This window comes from Halomonas sp. PAMB 3232 (assembly GCF_031954225.1).
Classification (GTDB): Bacteria; Pseudomonadota; Gammaproteobacteria; order Pseudomonadales; family Halomonadaceae; genus Vreelandella.
In genome coordinates, this window is the sequence record NZ_CP134865.1 from 1,822,677 (window position 1) to 1,844,961 (window position 22,285).

Annotated in this window: 21 protein-coding genes, 1 tRNA gene and 1 pseudogene; 11 read left to right on the forward strand and 12 right to left on the reverse strand. The window is 58.5% G+C overall.

What is annotated here, in order from left to right:
* Positions 1–58: 58 nt before the first annotated feature.
* Positions 59–2,956 carry an aminomethyl-transferring glycine dehydrogenase gene (gene gcvP / locus RN346_RS08340; RefSeq protein WP_311962669.1) on the forward strand — a complete coding sequence of 966 codons (2,898 nt, stop codon included), beginning with the start codon at positions 59–61 and terminating at the stop codon, positions 2,954–2,956.
* A 113-nt stretch (positions 2,957–3,069) separates the two neighbouring features.
* Here the strand turns inward: gcvP and RN346_RS08345 are convergent, their stop codons facing one another.
* The gene (locus RN346_RS08345) at positions 3,070–3,960 is read right to left on the reverse strand and encodes a LysR family transcriptional regulator (RefSeq protein WP_263587312.1); all 891 of its coding nucleotides are present in this window, start codon (positions 3,958–3,960) and stop codon (positions 3,070–3,072) included.
* Between the two features lie 162 nt (positions 3,961–4,122).
* On the opposite strand from RN346_RS08345, the gene ppnN reads away from it, so the two are divergent.
* From ppnN to RN346_RS08365, 4 genes are all read left to right on the forward strand, one after another.
* Positions 4,123–5,508, forward strand: coding sequence for a nucleotide 5'-monophosphate nucleosidase PpnN (gene ppnN / locus RN346_RS08350; protein WP_311960797.1), 1,386 nt, complete (start codon positions 4,123–4,125; stop codon positions 5,506–5,508).
* A gap of 30 nt (positions 5,509–5,538) precedes the next feature.
* Positions 5,539–6,264: a sulfite exporter TauE/SafE family protein gene (locus tag RN346_RS08355; protein WP_311962670.1), complete on the forward strand. Its 726-nt coding sequence runs from the start codon at positions 5,539–5,541 to the stop codon at positions 6,262–6,264.
* 97 nt (positions 6,265–6,361) lie between these two features.
* Positions 6,362–6,565, forward strand: coding sequence for a hypothetical protein (locus RN346_RS08360; RefSeq protein ID WP_263587244.1), 204 nt, complete (start codon positions 6,362–6,364; stop codon positions 6,563–6,565).
* Between the two features lie 93 nt (positions 6,566–6,658).
* The gene (locus RN346_RS08365) at positions 6,659–6,838 is read left to right on the forward strand and encodes a hypothetical protein (RefSeq protein ID WP_263587243.1); all 180 of its coding nucleotides are present in this window, start codon (positions 6,659–6,661) and stop codon (positions 6,836–6,838) included.
* A 54-nt stretch (positions 6,839–6,892) separates the two neighbouring features.
* On the opposite strand, the gene RN346_RS08370 is transcribed toward RN346_RS08365, so the two are convergent.
* The 6 genes and pseudogenes from RN346_RS08370 to RN346_RS08395 all read right to left on the reverse strand — a co-directional run bounded on the left by RN346_RS08370 (position 6,893) and on the right by RN346_RS08395 (position 9,905).
* Positions 6,893–6,969 (reverse strand) — tRNA-Pro (locus RN346_RS08370).
* Between the two features lie 104 nt (positions 6,970–7,073).
* Positions 7,074–7,877 carry an inositol monophosphatase family protein gene (locus tag RN346_RS08375; protein WP_311962671.1) on the reverse strand — a complete coding sequence of 268 codons (804 nt, stop codon included), beginning with the start codon at positions 7,875–7,877 and terminating at the stop codon, positions 7,074–7,076.
* Between the two features lie 65 nt (positions 7,878–7,942).
* The gene (locus tag RN346_RS08380; RefSeq protein WP_311962672.1) at positions 7,943–8,395 is read right to left on the reverse strand and encodes an anti-virulence regulator CigR family protein; all 453 of its coding nucleotides are present in this window, start codon (positions 8,393–8,395) and stop codon (positions 7,943–7,945) included.
* 314 nt (positions 8,396–8,709) lie between these two features.
* Positions 8,710–8,844 carry a hypothetical protein gene (locus RN346_RS08385; RefSeq protein WP_311960801.1) on the reverse strand — a complete coding sequence of 45 codons (135 nt, stop codon included), beginning with the start codon at positions 8,842–8,844 and terminating at the stop codon, positions 8,710–8,712.
* Positions 8,845–8,917: 73 nt separating this feature from the next.
* Positions 8,918–9,199 (reverse strand): annotated as a pseudogene (locus tag RN346_RS08390) (anti-virulence regulator CigR family protein); the annotation flags it as partial.
* 274 nt (positions 9,200–9,473) lie between these two features.
* Complete coding sequence (locus RN346_RS08395) at positions 9,474–9,905, reverse strand: prepilin-type N-terminal cleavage/methylation domain-containing protein (RefSeq protein WP_311962673.1); 432 nt, start codon at positions 9,903–9,905, stop codon at positions 9,474–9,476.
* Between the two features lie 221 nt (positions 9,906–10,126).
* Between RN346_RS08395 and pilB the strand changes: the two genes are divergently transcribed.
* The 6 genes from pilB to RN346_RS08425 are packed head-to-tail and all read left to right on the forward strand — an operon-like array spanning position 10,127 to position 15,867.
* Positions 10,127–11,872, forward strand: coding sequence for a type IV-A pilus assembly ATPase PilB (gene pilB / locus RN346_RS08400; protein ID WP_311962674.1), 1,746 nt, complete (start codon positions 10,127–10,129; stop codon positions 11,870–11,872).
* Between the two features lie 8 nt (positions 11,873–11,880).
* Positions 11,881–13,107, forward strand: coding sequence for a type II secretion system F family protein (locus RN346_RS08405; RefSeq protein ID WP_263587239.1), 1,227 nt, complete (start codon positions 11,881–11,883; stop codon positions 13,105–13,107).
* 53 nt (positions 13,108–13,160) lie between these two features.
* Positions 13,161–14,006: an A24 family peptidase gene (locus RN346_RS08410; protein ID WP_311962675.1), complete on the forward strand. Its 846-nt coding sequence runs from the start codon at positions 13,161–13,163 to the stop codon at positions 14,004–14,006.
* A gap of 28 nt (positions 14,007–14,034) precedes the next feature.
* Positions 14,035–14,661 (forward strand): dephospho-CoA kinase, encoded by a 627-nt coding sequence (gene coaE, locus RN346_RS08415; protein ID WP_311962676.1) that lies wholly within the window; start codon positions 14,035–14,037, stop codon positions 14,659–14,661.
* Between the two features lie 57 nt (positions 14,662–14,718).
* On the forward strand, positions 14,719–14,949 hold the full coding sequence (gene yacG, locus RN346_RS08420) for a DNA gyrase inhibitor YacG (protein WP_263587236.1): 231 nt from the start codon (positions 14,719–14,721) through the stop codon (positions 14,947–14,949).
* Between the two features lie 45 nt (positions 14,950–14,994).
* On the forward strand, positions 14,995–15,867 hold the full coding sequence (locus tag RN346_RS08425) for a DNA replication terminus site-binding protein (RefSeq protein ID WP_311960806.1): 873 nt from the start codon (positions 14,995–14,997) through the stop codon (positions 15,865–15,867).
* Here RN346_RS08425 and RN346_RS08430 read toward each other — a convergent pair.
* From RN346_RS08430 to RN346_RS08450, 5 genes are all read right to left on the reverse strand, one after another.
* Positions 15,839–16,189, reverse strand: a complete 351-nt coding sequence (locus RN346_RS08430) for a hypothetical protein (RefSeq protein ID WP_311960807.1) — start codon at positions 16,187–16,189, stop codon at positions 15,839–15,841. The genes RN346_RS08425 and RN346_RS08430 overlap by 29 nt on opposite strands.
* Positions 16,190–16,803: 614 nt before the next feature.
* A complete protein-coding gene (locus RN346_RS08435) occupies positions 16,804–17,190 on the reverse strand; it encodes a histone-like nucleoid-structuring protein, MvaT/MvaU family (protein WP_311962677.1) in 387 nt (128 codons plus the stop codon).
* 263 nt (positions 17,191–17,453) lie between these two features.
* Positions 17,454–19,136 carry a 30S ribosomal protein S1 gene (rpsA, locus tag RN346_RS08440; protein WP_252108694.1) on the reverse strand — a complete coding sequence of 561 codons (1,683 nt, stop codon included), beginning with the start codon at positions 19,134–19,136 and terminating at the stop codon, positions 17,454–17,456.
* Positions 19,137–19,329: 193 nt separating this feature from the next.
* Entirely contained in the window at positions 19,330–20,019 is a 690-nt protein-coding gene (gene cmk, locus RN346_RS08445) for a (d)CMP kinase (protein WP_311962678.1), read from the reverse strand.
* Complete coding sequence (locus tag RN346_RS08450) at positions 20,016–22,283, reverse strand: bifunctional prephenate dehydrogenase/3-phosphoshikimate 1-carboxyvinyltransferase (protein ID WP_311962679.1); 2,268 nt, start codon at positions 22,281–22,283, stop codon at positions 20,016–20,018. Before RN346_RS08450 ends, cmk begins: the two co-directional genes overlap by 4 nt.
* Between the last annotated feature and the right edge of the window lie 2 nt (positions 22,284–22,285).

Here is a 22,285-nt window from a genome sequence, read left to right on the forward strand (position 1 = left end):
CTGGCAGGCGCCTGCGTTTTACCCTGCACGGTTTTTCCATCACGTCCGGAATTTTCTCATGCCCTTTGAAACACGCCGCCTGGCCGAACTGGCCGACCACGATGCCTTCATCAAACGCCACAACGGCCCGGGAGAGCGCGACGTTAGCGCGATGCTCCAAGCGCTGGGCATCGAAGGCTTAGAGGAGCTGATTCAGCGCACCGTGCCCGATGACATTCGCCTGGGCCGCGAGCTCGCACTCGACGACCCCCAGGGCGAAGCCGAGGCGCTGGGCTATCTTGCCCAGCTGGCGCGCCAGAACCGGGTTGCCAAAAGCTACATCGGCCAGGGGTATTACAACACCCATCTGCCGGCGGTGATTCAGCGTAACGTGCTGGAAAATCCGGGCTGGTACACCGCCTACACGCCCTACCAGCCGGAAATCTCCCAGGGCCGTTTGGAAGGGCTTTTGAACTTCCAGCAGGTGGTGATGAATTTGACCGGCATGGAGCTTGCCAACGCCTCGCTGCTGGACGAAGCGACCGCGGCGGCAGAGGCCATGGCGCTTTGCAAACGCGCCAACAAGAAGAGCAAGTCCAACGCCTTCTTCGTTGCCGACGACGTCTTCCCACAAACCGTCGACGTGGTACGCACCCGCGCCGAGTGCTTCGGCTTCGAGCTGATCATCGCCCCGGCAGAATCGCTTGCCGAGCACGACGTCTTCGGCGCGCTGTTTCAATACCCCAACGCCAGCGGCGCCATCACTGCGCTCGAAACGCTGTTGACCACCGCCAAAGAGCGCGGCGTGATGAGCTGCGTGGCGACGGATCTTTTGAGCCTGGTACTGCTCAAGGAGCCCGGCGCGATGGGGGCCGACATCGTTATCGGCAACTCCCAGCGCTTTGGCGTGCCGATGGGCTTTGGTGGCCCCCACGCGGCGTTTTTTGCCACCTCCGACAAACTCAAGCGCTCGATTCCCGGGCGGATCATCGGTGTGTCCCAGGACAGTCGCGGCCATACCGCGCTGCGCATGGCGATGCAAACCCGCGAGCAGCACATCCGCCGTGAGAAAGCGACCTCCAATATCTGTACCGCCCAGGCGCTGTTGGCCAACATCGCCGGCTTCTACGCCACGTACCACGGCGCCGAAGGGCTCAAAAAGATCGCCGCCCGGGTTCACCGCCTGACCACCCTGCTGGCGTTGGGCCTCGAGCAGGCCGGCGTAACACTTACAAGCGACAGCTGGTTCGACACGCTACGCCTGACCGGCGTGGATGCGGGCAAGATTCACGGCCGCGCGATGACCGTCGATATCAACCTGCACTATTTCGAAGGCGGCGACATCGGCGTGAGCCTCGACGAAACCACCACCGCCCACGACGTGAGCACGCTGTTCGATGTGCTGCTGGGCGATGAGCACGGTCTGTCGCTGCCGCCGCTCGAAGAGCAGGTGATGAATGAAGAGCGCTCGGGCATTCCGGCCGCCTATCGCCGTGAAAGCGATTTTCTGACTCACCCGACGTTCAAGCGTTACCGCAGCGAAACCGAAATGCTGCGCTACCTGAAGCGCCTGGAGAACAAGGATCTGTCGCTGGCCCACGCCATGATTCCGCTGGGCTCATGCACCATGAAGCTCAACGCGACCAGCGAGATGATTCCGATCTCCTGGCCGGCGTTTGCCAAACTGCACCCCTTCGCGCCGCGCGACCAGGTGGCCGGCTATCATCAGATGATCGATGAGCTGGCAGCGTTTCTGGTCGAGATTACCGGCTATGACCACGTGTCGATGCAGCCCAACTCCGGCGCTCAGGGCGAGTACGCGGGGCTTTTGGCCATTCGCCGCTACCAGGCCGCCCAGGGCGAGGGCCACCGCAACGTCTGCCTGATCCCGAGCTCCGCCCACGGCACCAACCCGGCGTCCGCGGCCATGGTGAGCATGGAAGTGGTCGTGGTCGAGTGTGACAAGCAGGGCAACATCGACCTTGATGACCTGACCCAAAAGGCTGAGCAGCACAAGGATCGCCTCTCCGCGGTGATGATCACCTACCCGTCGACCCACGGCGTGTTCGAATCCCACGTGCGTAAGGTGTGTGAGGTGGTGCACGCCAACGGCGGCCAGGTGTATGTCGATGGCGCCAACATGAACGCTCAGGTCGGTCTAACCCGGCCTGGCGACTTCGGCGGCGACGTTTCGCACCTGAACCTGCACAAGACCTTCTGTATTCCCCACGGCGGCGGCGGTCCGGGCATGGGACCGATCGGGGTAAAAGCGCACCTGGCACCCTTTGTTGCCAATCACGTGGTCACGCCGATCAGCGGTGTAAAAACCGAAGGCGGCGCGGTGGCCGCGGCGGCCTTCGGCAGCGCCTCGATCCTGCCGATCTCCTGGGCTTACATCAAGATGATGGGCGCGCGCGGACTGCGCGAGGCGACCGAACTGGCGATCCTCAACGCCAACTACATCGCCAAGCGCCTCGAAGAGAGCTACCCGATTCTCTATCGCGGCCAAAACGGCACCGTGGCTCACGAGTGCATCATCGATATTCGCCCGCTCAAGCAGAGCTCCGGCATCAGCGAGGAGGATATCGCAAAGCGCCTGATGGACTACGGCTTCCACGCCCCGACCATGTCCTTCCCCGTGCCGGGTACGCTGATGATCGAGCCGACCGAGTCGGAGTCGCTTTACGAGATCGACCGTTTCTGCGACGCCATGATCAGCATTCGAGGCGAGATCAAGCGTGTCGAAAACGGCGAGTGGCCGCTCGAGAACAATCCGCTGGTCAATGCCCCGCACACCCAGCGCGATCTGGTCGATGCCGAATGGGATCGTCCCTACGATCGGGCACTCGGCGCGTTCCCCTCGGAGGCGGTCATGGCGGCGAAGTACTGGCCCGCGGTCAACCGGGTCGATAACGTGCTTGGCGACCGGCAGTTGATCTGCTCCTGTCCGAGCATCGACGACTACCGAAGCGAATAGCCCCCTCGTCTTTTGGCACGACAAGCCCCGCCGCGCGCATCGCGGCGGGGCTTTTTTATACGTTTCGATACTTATGCGTTTCGTTGCCAACGCTTTCGTTACTTATGCCTGCGTTACTGAGCGGTTTCCTGAAGCCGCTGCGCCTTGAAGCCGTCGAGCAGCTTTTGATAACGCTTGGGCGGGGTGGCGTCGCGCCGTGTCAGTACGTAGAGCACCTCGTCGACACCGACCGGAAGCGAAAGCGCCCGTACCTGGCGCTGCCAGGGCGAGGTTTCGAGCACCAGCCGCGACACCACGGTAAACCCCAGGCCCCGGGCCACGGCGTCGAGCACCATGCTCACCTCATTGGTAAATCCTTGATGGCGGAAGTGGCTCATCGAGCGAAATTCGTCGGGATAGTTGGCGCGCAGCAGGTGGTTGGCGTGGTTGATGCCGTCGTAGTAGTTGATGAAGCCCAGGCCCATCAACTCGGCAAGCGTAGAGCCAGCGAAGTCCGCCGGCACGACCAGGCAAAGCGGCTCGGTATGCCAAACGGTGCAGGAGAGTTCCGCACTTTTGACCTGTTCGGTGGCGATACCGATATCGTAGCGCCCATTGATCACATCCCCGACGATCTCGTGGTTGAAGGCGAAGCTGTAGCTCACCGTCAGGTTGGGGTGCATCTGCTGCTGCCCCAGAATGAACGGGTAGAGCATGAGTCCTACGCTTCCGGGTGATGCAATACGGCACTCGCCGCTATCGATTAAATCATCATCCAGGGCGTGTCGAAACTGCTCGTGCTCGGCAAAGAGCTTGAGCGCGTAGTCGTAGGCGCGACGCCCGGACTCGGTCAGCGTGAAGCTCTTGCCCTTGCGCTCGATCAGCGTTTTATCCAGATACCCTTCGAGCTTTCGAATGTGCTGACTGACACCCGGCTGGGTCATTTCCAGGCGCTTTGCGGTGCGCGTGAAGCTGCCGGTTTCCACCAAAGTGATGAACGTTCGAAAGTAGTGGGCATTGAACATGAGAAGCGCCATGGCAAAAGAGTCGTCAGGTGACGCAACCCGGCCACCCAAACGCGTAAGGTTAGCATAACCGGCAAGTGAAGGCGGCCTTGCGCCAGCCCCGATGCTTGCGTGATAGTATGGAAATCAACCGCGATCAATTACATAGAGACCGTCTCACGCATGAATGAAGTTCTGTCACCTCGCCCGACCATCTCCAGCATCATCTCGCCGGAGGGCAGCCTCGAAGTACTCTCGCAGCAGGAGGTCAACCGGCTGCAGAGCACCTCGCAAACCGGTCTGCACGACCTTTTGCGCCGCTGCGCGCTAGCGGTGCTCAACTGCGGCAACCCCTCCGATGACAGCCTCGCGATTCTCGAAGCCTACAAGGATTTCGACATTGAGGTGCTCCAGCAGGATCGTGGTATTCGCTTGAAACTGACCAACGCCCCGGCGGAAGCCTTCGTCGACGGCCACATGATCCGCGGTATTCGCGAGCATCTCTCGTCGATTCTTCGCGATATCGTTTACGTCTATAACGAGATCCAGCAGCACAATCGCTTCGATCTGACCACCGGTGAAGGTACGACCAACGCGGTGTTTCATATTCTGCGCAAGGCGGGCACGTTAAAGCCCGGCCTCGACCCGAGCCTGGTGGTGTGCTGGGGCGGCCACTCGATCTCACGCCAGGAGTACGACTACTCCAAGGACGTGGGCTATCAGCTGGGCCTGCGCGAAATGGACATCTGCACCGGCTGCGGCCCGGGCGCCATGAAGGGCCCGATGAAAGGCGCCAACGTGGCCCACGCCAAGCAGCGGCGCAAGGGCGGGCGCTATCTCGGGATTTCCGAGCCGGGCATCATCGCCGCCGAAGCGCCGAACCCGATCGTCAACGAGCTGGTGGTAATGCCGGACATCGAAAAACGCCTCGAGGCCTTCGTGCGCCTGGGCCACGGCATCATCGTGTTCCCCGGCGGAGTGGGTACTGCCGAGGAGATTTTGTATCTGCTCGGCATTTTGCTCCACCCCAACAACGCCACCATGCCCTTCCCCCTCATCTTCACCGGCCCCGCGGATTCCGCTGCCTACTTCGAGAAGATCGACGAGTTTCTGGTCTACACCCTGGGTGAGGAGATTCGCCGCTACTACACCATCATTACCGGCGACGCGGTGGCGGTCGCACGGCGCATGCGCGAAGGCATCGACACGGTTACGCACTTTCGCCGCGAGCACCAGGACGCGTTCTACTACAACTGGCGCCTCAACATCGCCCGTGAGTTCCAGGCGACCTTCGAGCCGACCCACGAAGCGATGAAAAGCCTCGCGCTTCACCGCCATCAGCCGACTCACGAGCTTGCCGCCAACCTGCGCCGGGCGTTTTCCGGTATCGTCGCCGGCAACGTAAAAGAGCCGGGCATTCGCGCGATCAAGGCGTATGGGCCCTTCGAGCTCTCCGCCGAGCCGGAACTGATGACGCGCCTGGACGAGCTCTTGAGCTCCTTCGTCGCCCAGGGGCGCATGAAGCTCGACGGCCAGCCCTATACGCCCTGCTACGTGCTCAAGAAGTGAGCTTTTACCGACTCATCCAGAGATGAAGGCGTGATCGTTGCGTTTTTGACCCTACTTGCCGCCGGCGTCGTCAAGGGAGCGATTGGCTCCGGCGTGCCGGTGATCGTGGTGCCGATCTTCACCATGCTCTACAACGTGCGGGTGGCGATTGCGCTACTGGTGGTCTCCAATCTTTGCAGCAACGCGCTTCAGGTGTGGCAGTACCGCCGACATCTGCTGCCCTGGCGCTTTCTGGCCACCTTCTCGATCGCCGGGTGTGCTGGCATCGTGGTCGGCACCTGGGGGCTCGTCGCGCTGTCTCACGATACCCTGTCGCTTGGCGTCGCGGGGGCGATCGTGCTTTACCTGATAATCAAACTGCTGCGGCGCAAAATGGCGCTTTCGATGGCCTGGGCGCAGCGGCTCGTTTTACCGGTGGGTCTGGTCGGCGGCGTACTTCAGGGCGCGGCGGGCATGTCGGCCCCCGCCTCGATCACGTTCTTGAACGCCATGCAGCTCGAACGGCGCGTATTTATCGGCTCGATCTCGGTTTTTTTCTGCGCGATCACCGTCGCGCAGATTCCCGCGCTGCTGGCTGCGGGGCTTTTAAACGTGGAGCTTACGCTTTACAGCGCGGCTGCCTTTGGCGTCATTGCACTGGGCATGCCGCTTGGCACCGCACTTGGCAAGCGATTGCCCTACGTGTGGTTCGACAATCTCATCGTGCTGCTGCTAGCCGCCATCGCGGTAAAAATCATCTCCGATACGTTTCTTTGAATCAGACGTGCAACGTTTGACGCAAATGCCGAACGAAACACTATACTGAGTACACGCGACATCGCGCTTTATGTACTCCCAAGGAAAGGATACTCACATGGAAATGATCAACCAGCTTCAGGAAGGCCCGACCAAGGCGTTCGCCAAACACTGCTTCGAAGCCCACTCCCCGGAAGAGCTCGAAAAGGCGGCCGAAGGCGCGCCGGACGAAGCTGAAATGGAGCATTGGGGTATCAACGCGGGCCAGTGGGAAGAAGCCGTAACCACCGCACTCGCCGACCACCGCGCCCAGCAGGAGTAAGTGCCTTGCATTGCCGCTCCAATCGAGCGGCGTTATAGCTCGAACGCTGCACGCTAGACAACCAATGCCCTCTTACTTTATCAAGGAGGCTGTATGAGAAAGTGGATCATGCTGGCGGTGTTCAACTGGCTGCGAAAGCCCGCCAATCGCCAGAAGGTAAAAAACGCCTGGGACAAGCATCGCGGAAACACTCCCAATCAAGCTCAGCGCCCTCAAAACGCGCGCCCTGGTGGCCAGCAGGGCCGACCAAATGAGCTCAATGACCGCTACTGACCAGCCATAAAAAAACCGCCGCTCGGGATAAACCAAAGCGGCGGTTTTTAGTATTGGTCGGAGTGACAGGATTCGAACCTGCGACCTTTGCAACCCCATTGCAACGCGCTACCAAGCTGCGCCACACTCCGATGCCCATTGGCTTAACGCCTCAGGACGGTGCGTATACTAGCGTTTTGCGCTTCAAATGAAAAGGCCTTTTTACGCTTTCTTATCAAATGCTTGGCCAAGGCTTTCAAATTGCATCGAGTAAAAGCGACTTCATCGATTGGAAAACACCGGGCGCGGTGATCAGAAGCTCTTTTGGGTAAAGATCGATTGAGACACCTTCAGGTACCTCGACCAGCCGGCCCACCGTCGCCCCTGCTTCCCGGGCAATCACCCAGCCCGCGGCGAAATCCCAGGGCGATACCGTTTCGACATACGCGTCCAAGCGCCCGCAGGCGATGTCGCAAATATCGAGTGCGGCCGCGCCATTGCGGCGGATATCCTGGCAGTGGGTCAGAATCGTTTCCAAACGTGGCATCAGCGCCTTGCGTGCGGCGCGCTCATAGGGAAAGCCGGTGCCTACCAGCGTGGATGGAAGCTCGGTGGCGCTACTTGGCTTGATCGGCTGGCCATTGCAGAATGCGCCGCCACCCTCACATGCGGTAAAGGTTTCATCGAGAAACGGCGCGTGCACGACGCCGACCTTGCCCGCACCCGCCTCGAGCCACGCGATCGAGACCGCTACATGACGAAGTCCCTGGGCGAAGTTGACCGTGCCGTCGATGGGGTCCACGACCCATAGCGGCGATTTCGTACCGAGCCCCTGCTCCGGACTCAGCTCTTCACTCAACTGCAGCTCGCCGGGGAAGTGTTTGTCGAGCTGCTGACTGATAAAGGTATCGACCGCCACGTCCACATCGGTGACCAGTTCGATACCTTCCTTCAAGCGCTGATCGAAGCACTGCTCTTCTCGCGCTTTAACGATCATGCGCCCTGCCTCTTCGGCAATGCGCACCGCCTCGGCTAAACGTGCTTCCAAAGTAACCGCCATGCTGACTCCCTTACCGTTGTGCTAAACGCTTTATGGTAAGGAGTCCTCATGGCGGTGTCATGACATTAACGAACCAGCGCGTTGGTGATGATATCGACGACCACTTGGGTAGCCGCTTCGATCAGCACCACATCGGCCCCCACGCGGCGCCACTCATAGCCGGAATACTGCGGAAGCTCACGATAAACGGAATCGTCGAAGCGTTTGGCGATCCCGGGCGGCAAGGGTTTACCCTGCTCCAAACGGTTTTGCATACCCGGCGGCAGGGAGGAGTCAGCGCGAACATCGTACTGGCGAAGGATGCGCAGAATATCCTGGTCGTTGAAACGCGGCAGGTCGCTGTAGGAGTGCGACTCGTCATGGCCGCGGTGTGAATTGCCGCGCTGATGGTGTTCCTGGTGATGGCCTTGCGAATTGCCTCGCGCGCCATGGGCTGGCGCGTGGGCGGGTTGGGCTAGCGCAACGGTGTGCCACGTCAAGGAAGCGGCTACCACGATGCTTAATGTAGAAATTTTCATATCAAGGCTCCTTTTGAATGGAACCCTTAGCTTAGTATGAAATTAAGGATGAATTATGAACTTAGATGTAACTATTATTTTTTAAAAAAACAAATTATCATCATGTTATTACAAAGACCATCTTACACCATTAATAACTAATGCATGATCACTTTGACAGGTTATGCATCTGCATTTTGGTTCTTATATTTTGTTACAGCTACATCGTCAACATTAACTTTAAATCTCAGTTAATCATTAAACTGCATCTAACTGATGAAAACCGGGTGAGCTCTTCGCTGATAAAAATATTGATCGCCACATCGACATCGACATCAGTCATCAGCTCGACTCTTTTTCTTTAAACGCTGGTTCAAACTCTGCTCTTCTCGCGCTCTAACGACCATACGCCCCGTCTCTTCGGCGATGCGCCCCGCCTCTTCCAAACGTGACTTTAAAGTAACCGCCATGTTGACTCCCTTACCATTGTGCTAAACGTTTTATGGTAAGGCGTCCTCATGGCAGTGTTATGACCGTAACGAATCAGCGCGTGACAATTATATCTACAACTACTTGAGTAGCCACTTCGATCAGCACCACATCGGCTCCTATGCAGTGCCACTCATAGCCGGAATAATGCGGAAGCTCACGATAAACGGAATCGTCGAAGCGTTTGGCGATCCCGTGCGGCAAGGGTTTACCCTGCTCCAAACGATTCTGCGTACCTGGGGGCAGGGAAGAGTTAGCGCGAACGTCATATTGGCGAAGAATGCGCAGAATATCCTGGTCGTTGAAACACGGTAAATCGCTGTAGGATTGCGACTCTTCATGGCTGCTATGCGAATTGCCGCGCTCGTGGTGCTCCTGATGCTGACCTTGCGAGTTGCCTCGCGCGCCATGTCAGTAAAGTGACCAACGCGATGCTTAACTTTAAGATTTTCATATCAAGGCCCCTTTGAATGGAACTCTAGCTTAGTTTGAAACTGAGGACTGATTATGAATTAACATCATTTACAGGAAGTTTAAATATTTAATTAAAAATCCAGCATCAAATCAATAAACGACCGCCTGGAGACGGCCGCTTATTGTATTTTTGAATCTAAATAGAATCTTGATCGGCGGTAATTTGACCACGGTTAGTAATATAAACTTCTTGCCCGCGGTTTTGTGTCACAACTGTCTCAGCTAATGCAGAATCTGCGGTTGCACCGTCGCTACTTGTTCCAACCTGTTGAAATAGAGCGATCAATTCATTAGATGTTGGATCACTTGAATCATTTACGTTACAAGATTGAAAATCAAAGGTTATAGAATCCGTATCACCAGTAGCTGACGATGCTACTGCCAGAGAGCGAAAAGAATTCAATTCGGCAATACAAGCACTACGCTCAGACCGATCCAAATAATTACCATACTGCGGCACCGCAATCGCCGCCAAAATACCGATGATCGCGATGACGATCAAAAGCTCGATCAAGGTAAAACCGCTTTGGTAGTACCGGCGTAGCTGAGAAGTCGTGGGGGTTTGCATACGTTGGATCCCTTGCGTTGTGCATTATGGAGCTAAAATAGCTTAGCCGCTTGGCTTGTCACATTAGCTCAGCCCCTGCAAGCTGACAACTAGCTTTATAAGCCTTTTTTTAGCGCTATTCAGACGTTTTGACCAAACACATTCGTGCAGTATAGTGCTTTTAGGTGGCAGCGTCCGATGTCAGCTGCTTTCCCCATGCACCTCCTGCGCTGCGAGCCCCTATGTCCTCATCCGCCTTCGATCAGCCCTTGGCTTCACGCGCGCTTAGCGGTATCGCGAAACGGCTCGTCGCTCATGAGGTGATGACCCAGGGGCAGGCCGAAGTCGCCGATACGACGTCTGCCGAGCTCGAAGTCTCCTTTCTGGAACACGTGGTACAAAGCGGGCTGGTGGGCTCGGTCGATGCAGCGCTCGCGGCGGCCTGGGAGTACGGTTTGCCGGTGGTAGATCTGGAGGCGATCAAGATCAGCGCGCTTCCCCCGGCCAGCGACTATCCGGTCAAGATTCTCGAAAAGCTGAACGTTTTGCCGCTGGCACGCCACGGCCACCGGCTGACCGTAGCAGTCCCCTACCCGGCCACGCTCACACGGCTCGACGAGCTTCAGTTTGCGACCAGCCTGAGTGTCGAGGGCGTGCTGGCGCCGGTCGAGCAGATACGCAATAACCTGGCGCAGTACGTCTCGCAAAACGAGCGCAGCCTGCTGGATGAGTTGGAAGGCGTGGACGACGCCGTGGGCGAGCTCAATGTCGTGCAGCAGGAAGAGGATGAAGAGGTTACGCTCGAGTCCTCGGTGACGAACAAGGATGACGCACCGGTCGTGAAGTTCGTCAATAAGGTGCTGCTGGACGCCATCGGCCGCGGGGCGTCGGATATTCACTTCGAGCCGTTCGAATCCCAGTACCGGGTTCGCTTTCGTATCGACGGCATGCTCATCGAGGTCGCTAAACCGCCCTTTTCGATGCGCGACCGAATCGCCGCACGCCTGAAGATCATGTCGCGACTCGATATCTCCGAGCGTCGCCTGCCCCAGGACGGCGCGATCAAGCTTCAGCTCTCGCGCACCCGCTCGATCGACTTTCGCGTCAACTCACTGCCCACCGTGTATGGCGAAAAGCTGGTGCTGCGGATACTCGACCCCTCCTCGGTGCGACTCGGCATCGAGCAGCTGGGCTTTAGCCCCACACAGCAGCGCGAGTACGAATACGCGCTCAAGCGCCCTCAGGGCATGATTCTGGTCACCGGGCCAACCGGCAGCGGCAAGACCGTGACACTTTATACCGGCATCAACATGCTCAATGAGATCGAGCGCAATATTTGTACCGCTGAGGATCCGGTCGAGATCAAGGTGTCCGGCATCAACCAGGTCAACGTGCTGCCCAAAATCGGACTCAACTTTGCCAGTGCCCTACGGGCGTTTTTGCGCCAGGATCCGGACGTGGTCATGGTCGGCGAGATTCGCGATCTCGAAACCGCCGAGATCGCCGTCAAGGCGGCGCAAACCGGCCACATGGTGCTCTCCACGGTTCACACCAATTCGGCGGCGCAAACCCTGACGCGCCTGGCCAACATGGGGGTGGCCTCTTATAACATCGCAAGTTCGGTCACGCTGATTATTGCTCAGCGCCTTGCGCGCCGGCTTTGCCCGAGCTGCAAAGCGCCGGCGGACATTCCTCAGGAAGCGCTTTTAAAAGCCGGCTTTAGCAAGGAGCAGCTGACCAACGTGACGATCTATAAAGCGGTTGGCTGTAAACAGTGCACTCAGGGGTACAAGGGCCGGGTCGGTATTTATGAAGTGCTGCCGATCAGCGATGCCATGCGCAACCTGATCATGCGTGACGGCAACGCACTCGAAATCGACGAGCTGGCGCGCAAGGAGGGCCACCCGAGCCTTTACCAAAGCTGTCTTGCGCGCGTACTCGATGGCAGCACGAGCCTTGAAGAAGTCAACCGTATCAGCAAGGAGTAGCCCCGGTGATGGCCAAAGCAAAAGCGCGGACGAAGCTTGCCCCCCTGCATCGCTGGAAATGGCAGGGCAAGGGGCCGAAGGATCGCCTCATGAAAGGCGAGCTGATCGGCCGCAGCCGGGAGGAAATCGTCGACCAGCTCGCCAAGCAGCGCATCACCGTTCTCAAGATTCAAAAACGCAGCAGCTTTAGCGGCCGAGGCAAGGTAGCCAGCGTCGATATCATGCTGTTCGCACGCCAGATGGCCACGATGATGCGCGCCGGCATTCCGATTCTCCAAGCGCTTCAGGCGATTTCCGAAAGCATGAAAAAGCCCGCCATGGTCGATCTCACCCAGCAGATCATGCGTGATGTCTCCTCCGGCGATAGCCTCTCCCAGGCCATGGCGCGCCACCCCAAACAGTTCGACCGGTTGTTCGTGAACCTGGTCAATGCCGGGGAGCAGGCCGGCGCGCTGGATCAGATGCTCGAGCGTATCGCGATTTACAAGGAGAAAGTCGCCTCGCTCAAAAGCCGGGTGAAAAAGGCGCTCTGGTATCCGGCCGCAGTACTCACCATCGGCCTTGCCGTGACCATGATTCTGCTGGTCGTCGTCGTGCCGGAATTCGAAAGCATGTTTCAGGGCTTCGGCGCGGAGCTTCCGATGCTGACCCAGCTCACCGTTCAGTTTTCCGAACTCGCTCAGGTGTTTTGGCTGCCCACACTGGCGCTGATCGTCGGCGCCATACTGCTGCTCAAGGCGGCGGCGCGGCGCTCGGATAAGGTCGCGTACAAGATCGATCAGTTTCTGTTGCGCCTGCCGGTGCTGGGCGACATTTTGCATAAATCCGCGGTATCGCGCTTTACGCGCACGCTGGCGACCACGTTCAGTTCCGGCGTGCCGCTGATCGAAGGCCTCGAAACCGCCTCCGGCGCGGCGGACAATCGCGTTTACATGAAGGCGATCAATGAAGTACGCCAGGATGTGACCACCGGCCAGCAGCTTCACTTTGCCATGCGCCTGACCAACCGCTTTCCCGCCCTGGCGGTTCAGATGGTGAACATCGGTGAAGAAGCCGGTTCCCTGGATGCCATGCTCAATCGAGTGGCCGACTATTACGAAGAGGAGGTCGAAAACAAGGTCGATACCCTCACCTCGCTGATGGAACCGGTTATAATCGTGGTGTTGGGGCTTCTGGTCGGCGGCGTCGTCGTCTCCATGTATCTGCCCATTTTCGAAATAGGAACCGCGCTTTAATCGCGTAGGGTCATTCAACTACACACCGCCATTCAACCACGCTTCGGAGCACCATGGGCGTATCGCCAGCCATTCTGTACCCGCTCGTTTTCGTCACTGGCCTCTGTTTTGGCAGCTTTTTGAACGTTGTCATCACGCGTTTACCCGTTATGCTGATGCGACGCTGGCGTGAGGAGGCGCAGCAAGCCCTCGAAATTCCTGTCGATCACGCACCGCGCTTCAACCTCGCCGTGCCCGCCTCGATGTGTCCGCGCTGTGAAGCACCCATCGCCTGGCACGACAACCTGCCACTTCTGGGCTGGCTCAAGCGCCGCGGCCGCTGCGCCCATTGCCAGACGCGCATCAGTGGGCAATACCCGCTCGTCGAGCTCGCCGGTGGACTCCTGGCGGTGGCCGTCGCCGCGCTTCATGGCTTTGAGTCTCAAGCGCTGTTGGTATATGCGGCCTGTTTGACGCTGCTGGCGCTGGCCGTGATCGACTTTCGCACTTTTTTACTGCCGGATACGTTGACCCTGCCGCTGCTATGGCTAGGGTTGGTTTATCAGCTGCTGTTTCAGCCGTTTATACTCACGCAGGCAGTCATCGGGGCGATCGCGGGCTATCTAGCGCTCTGGAGCTTCTACTGGCTCTTCAAGCTGGTTACCGGTAAGGAAGGCATGGGCTATGGCGACTTCAAATTGCTGGCGGCGCTGGGCGCCTGGCTTGGCTGGCCATTCTTGCCGCTTTTGCTAGTGCTCTCAGCGGGGCTTGGCGCAGTGGTCGGTGGGCTCGCCCAACTGCTCTCGCCCACTCTGCGCGGCAAGCCTCTTCCCTTTGGCCCGTTTCTAGCGCTCGCCGGGTGGGTGTGTCTTTTGGTCGGTGATGAGCTGTTCGCGCTCTACGCCGCGCTAAGCTATTGATCCGTACTCAAGTAAATGGCGCGATAATATGATCATTGGATTGACGGGCGGTATCGGCTCGGGCAAATCGACGGTGGCAAAAGCGTTCCAAGCGCTTGGCATCGGCTACGTGGATGCCGACGACGTTGCCCGAGAGATCGTCGAGCCTGATGAGCCTGCGCTTTCAGAAATCGCCGATCATTTCGGCCGGCACCTATTAAAAACGGATGGCAGCCTCGATCGCGCCGCGCTTCGCGAGCGTATCTTCAACGAGCCGTCCGAGCGCGCGTGGCTCGAGTCGGTTACCCATCCGCGCATCCGCCAACGCATTGTCGAACGCTTGCAGGTGCTGAAGCGCCACTCCCCTTACGTGCTGCTCGTCTCGCCGCTGCTGTTCGAATCCGGCCAGGCGGCGCTGGTCGCGCGAACGCTGGTCGTCGATGTTAGTATGGATACCCAGCGCGAGCGAACCCTGCGACGGGATGGCGTTAGCGCCGCACAAATCGAGGCCATACTGGCCGCTCAGCTTTCGCGCGAAGAGCGTTTGGTGCGCGCCGACGATGTGCTGGACAACGATGGCGCCCCGGAGCGACTCAAGGCGCAGGTGGCGGCGCTTGACCAGCGCTATCGCCACATGAGCGAGTCGAACTCGCCGCAGGAACCAAAGCGTTCGTAAATATTCCAACAGGAAGTTAAATCCGATACCGCGAAAGCGTTTTTACTCAGGAGTTTTATGTCCCCTGCCAACGATTCCCCGTTCGAAGTCGACTGCCCTCAGTGCGCTACCAAAGTGGCTTGGGCGCCGGAAAGCGCCTATCGACCGTTTTGCAGTAAGCGCTGCCAACTTCTGGATTTGGGCGCCTGGGCAGATGAGTCGCATCGTATCGGCGGCGAATCGGCCATGGATGAAGCGGATATCGAAACGCTGCTCGCCCAGGCCGACAAGGATGCGCCGCTCTCATGAGGGGCTTTGCCGATACGGCGCTCTACGCCGGGGCTGCACTCTTCCATGACTAGCCCGGCGCCTGCTGCCTATCATCTTTTCTTCGAGCTGGATGCGCGCTTCGATGAGCTAATGGCGGCGATCGACCACGCAGCGTCGCTTTTCGAGGCTCAGCCGCCGCTTAGCTGGCGACTCGAAACGAACGCCGAGGGGCCCCACTGGTTTCGTCAGGCACTGATGGATATGTGGCACGTTGAAGGTCAGGACGGGCGTGAAACGCGTAATTACATCGCCGTCGTGGCGGCGGATGAACCACTCCTTCTAGCGGTCGAAGAGGTCAATCGGAAGAAAGATGCTATTGGCGAACTGATTGGGCGTATCAAGGCGCTCTCTCCTCACGCGCTATCTGAGGCCAAGAGTAGACTGCCTGCACGCCACCCCCATGTGGACGACATGCTGCGTAAAAGTGGTATGGCGCGCCTTCATTTAAAGCAGTGCTGGCGCCATGTACCGATCGCGCCGGCGCCGGTGGCCAGGGTTCGGCTTGCCTGGTACACCAGCGGGCGCTCGATCAAAAAACTCAGCGTCCGGGATGCTGAAAAAAAGCTTTTGCAGCTCGATACCGACGCACCTCATATTCGGATTCAGCTGCAAAAACTCGCGGGGATCCCCAGTAGTGAAACGCTGGCTCAGGTGCAGGCCCAGGCTCCGCTCATGCGCGCCAATCTGTTTTTTATCGAACCGCTGGAAGATGGCCACACGCGAAGAGCGCATAATATTGCCATGCCGCTGATCGTTCCAAACGTCGAGGCACGTTTGCCGCATATCAAGGCGCCTAACAGCCAGGCGCCCACCGAGCGAACTCGCGCCAAGCGTCGTGATGAAAAGCTCGAGAGCGATCCGTTTCTGCCTAGCCTTCGGATCTATCGCTACCGCTGAGCGCTGCCACGGTAGGTTCGCTGATCGCAGGCGTATCTTCTCTGGACCAAAGACCGCATTCCAGCAGACTTTCAATCAATGCCAGGGCTTTTTTATCGCGGTAGCCTGACTCGATGCACAGCGCTTTCAAGCGCTCCTCGAATTGGCGCTCACGCTCTTGTAAGCGCGTCTGATGCTCTTCCTCTTCCAGATCCTTGAGCGAGCGCACGGGAGGGCCGGTGGGGATATCAAAACGATTGCCTGGACTTTCAAGCTGTCGCAAGGCTTCGGCGAAGGCGTCGTCGAGCTCGCGAAACTTGCGCAGTTTATCGCGTTCATCCACTTGTTTATGGGCCTTTTGATATTTCATTGAACTTGAATTCACACCTTACTTAAGAAAAGAGAGCGTTCTTTATTGGCACTAATTGCTGACTTTAACGGCACTATTTTCATGTGTGCAAAACTCGTCAGCGTCAACCGGAATCAGGTGCCTTGAAACGACAAAAGCTACAAATATTCAAACCGCGGTGAGAGCATATCCTGCTCTGTATCCACGTAAAGCGTCAGTGAAAAAAGCCAGAAGGTAGCCGCTTCATCTTGGCGGGAGGTTGCTCGTTAATACTCGTCGACAAATACTACGAAAGATACCCGGGTCTGGGACGCCCTCCTGCCCATCGAATACGAGCGCCTACTACTATAGCGCATATATCCGAGTCTGGAAGAACGATATTAATCGAATCACCCTAACGGTGAGCGCTTGAACCATGAAGTCAAAATTTGATGCCATTTTCCGGATTGAGTTCCGTAGGCAAGGCTTCGAATATCGCAGTGTCTTAAAACAAGGCAGAGTTGCCGGCAGGAATGCCTAACACTACCAGACACGTTTACCGCTCATGAACACTGCTACCACCCCGAGAAACAAAAAACCGGCGCCCCAACGAGGGCGCCGGTCATGTTTTAGCTATCCTGCTGCTCGAGCCAGGATTCTACGGTTTCATCACCGTACTCGTCTTTCCAGCTGCGCAGGCCTTTATGATTGCCGCCACGGGTTTCAATGACTTCACCAGTGTGCGGATTCTTGTACACTTTCAAACGGCGCTTACGGCGATTGCTGGGGGTAGCAGAAGCCTTGGAAGCAGCACTGCTGCCTCGCTGGTCGCTTGACGGGTCAAGCATGGCAATAACATCGGTCGGTTTTTTACCGAACTCGTTCATTAACGCTTCGAGTTTGGATTTAAACTCCAGCTCACTTTTAAGTCGCTGATCGCCTTCCAGACGTTGAAGGTCTTCCTGCAGCTGCTTTAACTGCTGCTCTTTTTGCATGTATTCATTCAGCAATGACATGGGGCTTCCTTGATAAACTATGGCTGGAAAAGCAAAACGTCTTTTAAAGCCGTCTACTTATCGCGAGGCGGCGACATTATTACTTCAATTTCACTAATTGACAATAGTCTAGTCCATTCAAGGACAAATACTAATCGTTTTTTATATCAACGCTTGAAACTTAACAACTTGTGGTCGTAAAGAGTGCGTCATGGAAAAGATTCAACTCAGCCAAAAAAAAACGCCACCCGAAGGTGGCGTTTTTTGAGATAGAGCCGGAACGATTAGTCCTGACCCATCTGCTGCTTGATCAGATCACCGATCGTGGTAGCACCGCCACCGCCGGTTTCGGAGTCCTGCTCGCGCAGTTTCTTCATGTTCTGACGAGTATCGTCCTGCTCTTTCGCTTTGATCGACAGATTGATCTGACGGCTCTTGCGATCGACGTTCACGATACGCGCTTCGACGCTGTCGCCTTCGTTCAGCACGTTACGCGCGTCTTCGACACGGTCAGCGCTGATTTCAGACGCCTTGAGGATAGCAACAACATCGGTTGCCAGCTCAACGTGCGCTTCTTTTGCATCGACTTCGACAACGCGGCCAGTCACGATGCTGCCCTTGTCGTTGACCGAGAGGTATTCAGCCACCGGATCGGAATCCATTTGCTTGATACCCAGGGAGATGCGCTCGCGCTCCGGGTCGATCGACAGGATAACGGCTTCGGCTTCATCGCCTTTCTTGAAGTTACGAACCGCTTCTTCGCCAGTCTCTGTCCAGGAGATGTCGGACAGATGAACCAGACCGTCGATGCCGCCTTCCAGGCCAATGAAGATACCGAAATCGGTGATCGACTTGATGGTGCCAGAAACGCGGTCGCCCTTGTTGTACTCGGCGTTGAAGGTTTCCCACGGGTTAGCGGTGCACTGCTTGATACCCAGGGAAATACGACGACGCTCTTCGTCGATGTCCAGAACCATGACGTCGACATCGTCGCCCACTTGAACGACCTTGGACGGATGGATGTTCTTGTTGGTCCAGTCCATTTCAGAGACGTGAACCAGACCTTCGACACCCTCTTCGAGCTCTGCAAAGCAGCCGTAGTCGGTCAAGTTGGTCACCACGGCGTGCACCTTGGTGCCTTCCGGGTAACGCGCCTTAATGTTGACCCACGGATCTTCGCCCAGTTGCTTGAGACCCAGCGATACGCGGTTACGCTCGCGGTCGAATTTCAGCACCTTGACGTTGATCTCATCGCCCACGGCGACGATTTCGGACGGATGCTTGATGCGCTTCCAAGCCATGTCGGTGATGTGCAGCAGGCCGTCGACGCCGCCGAGGTCGACGAAGGCGCCGTAGTCGGTCAGGTTCTTGACGATACCCTTGATCTGCTGGCCTTCCTGAAGCGTGGCAAGCAAAGCTTCACGCTCGGCGCTGTTTTCAGCTTCGAGGACGGCGCGACGCGATACAACGACGTTGTTACGCTTCGGGTCGAGTTTGATGACCTTGAAGTCGAGTTCCTTGTTTTCCAGGTGCGCAGTATCGCGAACCGGACGAACGTCGACCAGTGAACCCGGCAGGAAGGCACGGATGGAGTCAACGTCGACAGTGAAGCCGCCTTTAACTTTACCGTTGATCACGCCCTTGATGATTTCGTCTTTCTCGAAGGCCGCTTCCAGAATCTTCCAGGCTTCAGCACGCTTGGCTTTTTCACGCGACAGGCGCGTTTCGCCGAAACCGTCTTCGACGGCTTCCAGTGCAACGTGAACGTCATCGCCGATGGCGATAGTGAGTTCACCGTTGTCGTCGCGGAACTGTGCCGCGGGGATTTGGCCTTCGGATTTCAGACCAGCATTAACGGTAACCCAGTCACCGTCGATGTCGACAACCTGGGCCGCGACGATGGCGCCCGGCTCCATGTTGATGTCGTTAAGAGACTGTTCAAACAGTTCAGCAAAGCTTTCGCTCATGGTTTTCCTACGTGATCAACGTTGTTGAGGCGTAATGCCTTCTCCGTACCACCAGCGAGTACGGGCCTATGTAACTCAGCTTTCAGGGGTGTTAGCGCTGGTTGGACCTGACCGGGCTCTCGGATATGAACGATCATATGACTTGCCGCCCTGCCATGTCGTGACACCTTCCCAAAAACGCCGCAAGGGAGAATCAGTCTGCGCTTGAAAGCCCTTTTTGGGCCAGCAACTGCGTTAGACGATCAACCACTTCCGGTATACTCAGGCGCGTGGTGTCAAGCGTTACGGCATCGGATGCCGGCTTGAGCGGAGCCACACTGCGCTGCGTGTCGCGTGCATCGCGTGCCTGAATCTCCTTCAAAAGACTCGAAAGACTAGCATCCACGCCGGCGTCCTGCAACTGCCTGAAGCGTCTTCGCGCCCGTTCCTCGGCACTGGCGGTCAAAAATACCTTGACCGGCGCATCGGGGAAAACGACCGTACCCATATCCCGCCCATCCGCCACAAGCCCGGGCGTCTGGCAAAAGTTGCGCTGGCGCTCCAAAAGCCCCTGGCGAACGCCGGGAAGCGATGCCACCTGGGAGGCGCGCTCGCCGGCCTGCTCGGTGCGAATGGCCAGCGTGACGTCTTCGCCTTCCAGTAGCGTACGCGGCGTGCCCTCTTCTACTGGAAACGCGACGTCCAGCGACATCGCCAAGCGTTCGAGGCCGCCTTCGTCGTCCAGCGCCACGCCGTGCTTGAGCGCCGCCTGGGCGGTCAGCCGGTAAAGCGCGCCGCTATCGAGCAGATGCCAGCCCAAGCGTTCGGCGATCAAGCCGCTAATGGTGCCCTTGCCGGCGCCCCCGGGGCCGTCGATGGTGAGAACGGGAACCTCGACATTCACTGGCGCACCTCCTCGGCACTCATGCCGATACGCTCGAGAAGCCCTAGAAAGCCCGGGAAGGAGGTCGCCACATTGGCGCAGTCGTCGATCGTGATTTCGCTGGAGGCGCGCAGCGCCGCCACCGCAAAGGCCATGGCAATACGGTGATCGCCCAGACTATCGACGTTGCCACCGGTGTAGTTGGGCGCCGGTGAATCATCCTGCTGAGCGCCCACGATATCGATACCGTCATTGAGCATCGTGTGCTCGATACCCAGAATCGCAAGACCGTCGGCCATGGCCTGCAGCCGGTCCGACTCCTTGACGCGAAGCTCTTCCGCCCCGCGCAGGCGCGTAGTGCCCTGGGCGTTGGCGGCGGCAATGAACAGCGCCGGAAATTCGTCGATGGCCAGCGGCACCTGCTCGACCGGAATATCGATGCCCGTCAGCGGCGCGTAGCGAATACGAATATCCGCCACCGGCTCGCCGCCTACCTCGCGCTCGTTATCGAACGCAAGATTCGCCCCCATCAGCGTTAGAATATTGATCACGCCGATGCGCGTCGGATTCATGCCCACGTGCTCGAGGGTAATATCCGACCCCGGGGTGATCGCTGCGGCCACCAAAAAGAAGGTCGCCGAAGAGATATCCGAGGGCACGTCAATGGGCCCGGCGGTCAGGCCGTGGCCGCCTTCCAGCCAGCACGTATCGCCTTCGCGGTGAACCGGGTAGCCAAAGCCATTGAGCATGCGCTCGGTATGATCGCGGGTCGGCGCGGGTTCGCGCACGCGGGTTTCGCCTTCGGCGTAAAGCCCGGCGAGCAGCAGGCATGACTTCACCTGGGCGCTGGCCATCGGCATATCGTAATGGATCCCCTTGAGGGCCGCGCCGCCCTTGATGACGAGCGGCGGGCGCCCGCCGTCGGCGGTCTCGACGGTGGCCCCCATCGCTCTCAACGGGTCCGCCACGCGGCCCATCGGGCGCTTGGTCAGCGATTCGTCGCCAGTGAGTTCGCTATCAAAATCCTGCCCGGCCAAAAGCCCGGCAAACAGGCGCATGGCAGTGCCGGAGTTACCGACGTAAAGGGGCCCCGCCGGCGCCTTGAGCCCGTGCAGGCCCACGCCGTGAATGATTACACGCCCCTGGTGCGGGCCTTCGATGGCCACCCCCATTTCGCGAAACGCCTGAAGCGTGGCCAGACTGTCCTCGCCTTCGAGAAAGCCCTTGACCTCGGTTACGCCTTCGGCAAGCGCCCCCAGCATGATGGAGCGGTGCGACATCGATTTGTCGCCGGGCACCCGCAGGCGCCCCTGGGCCTGGCCGCCGGGCTTGACACGGTAGGTAACGCGCGCATGAGAGTGCATATGGTATTCCGCCTGATAGCTTGTTTGACTGAGTAAGGTTCCAAAGTAGCGCCGCGCATGGCTGGCTCGATCGAAGGTGGCGATCAACGCGTCGCTATCGCCGCGCTCGATGGACGTTCTAAGCGTTTTCAGGCCCGCCTCGAAGTCGTCGAGCGACGCCAGCACCGCCTCGCGGTTGGCAATGAAGATGTCGCGCCACATGACCGGGTCGCTGCCGGCGATTCGCGTGAAATCGCGAAAACCGCCAGCGGCGTAGCGAAAGATATCGAGGCGCTGGTCCTGACGTGCCAGCGTATCCACCAGCGAGAACGCCAGCAGGTGCGGCAGGTGGCTGGTGCGCGCCAGCACCTGGTCGTGGCGCTCAACGCTCATCTCCAGCACCTCGGCGCCGCAGGCTTGCCAAAGCGCGTACACTCGGCCCAGCGCCACGGGATCGGTGTCGGGCTCTGGCGTCAAAATCACCTTGTGGTCGATGTAGAGCGCCGGGTTGGCAGCGGCCACGCCGCTTTTCTCCGAGCCGGCGATCGGATGCCCCAGCACGACATTGGTGGGAAGCTCACTGAACACACGCTCGACGCAGTCGCGAATCACGCCCTTGGTGCTGCCGACATCGGTCACGACGACGCTGGCCGCCGCACGGTCGAGCCCCGCCTTGAGACGTTCCAGCACCGGCTCCATCGCCAGCACCGGCACCGCCAGCACCACCAGCGAAACGCCATCCAGCAGCGCTTCGAGCTCACGGCCACCGCTGTCGATCAGCCCCATTTCGACGCCGAGCGCGATCTCGCCTTCGTCCGGGTCGCAGGCCAGAATCTCGCCTTCGAAGCCCCTGCTCTTGAGCGCAGCGGCGAGCGAGCCGCCCATCAGGCCAAGCCCGACGATGAGAATGCGCGGCTCATAACACACCCCTGCAACGCTCATCG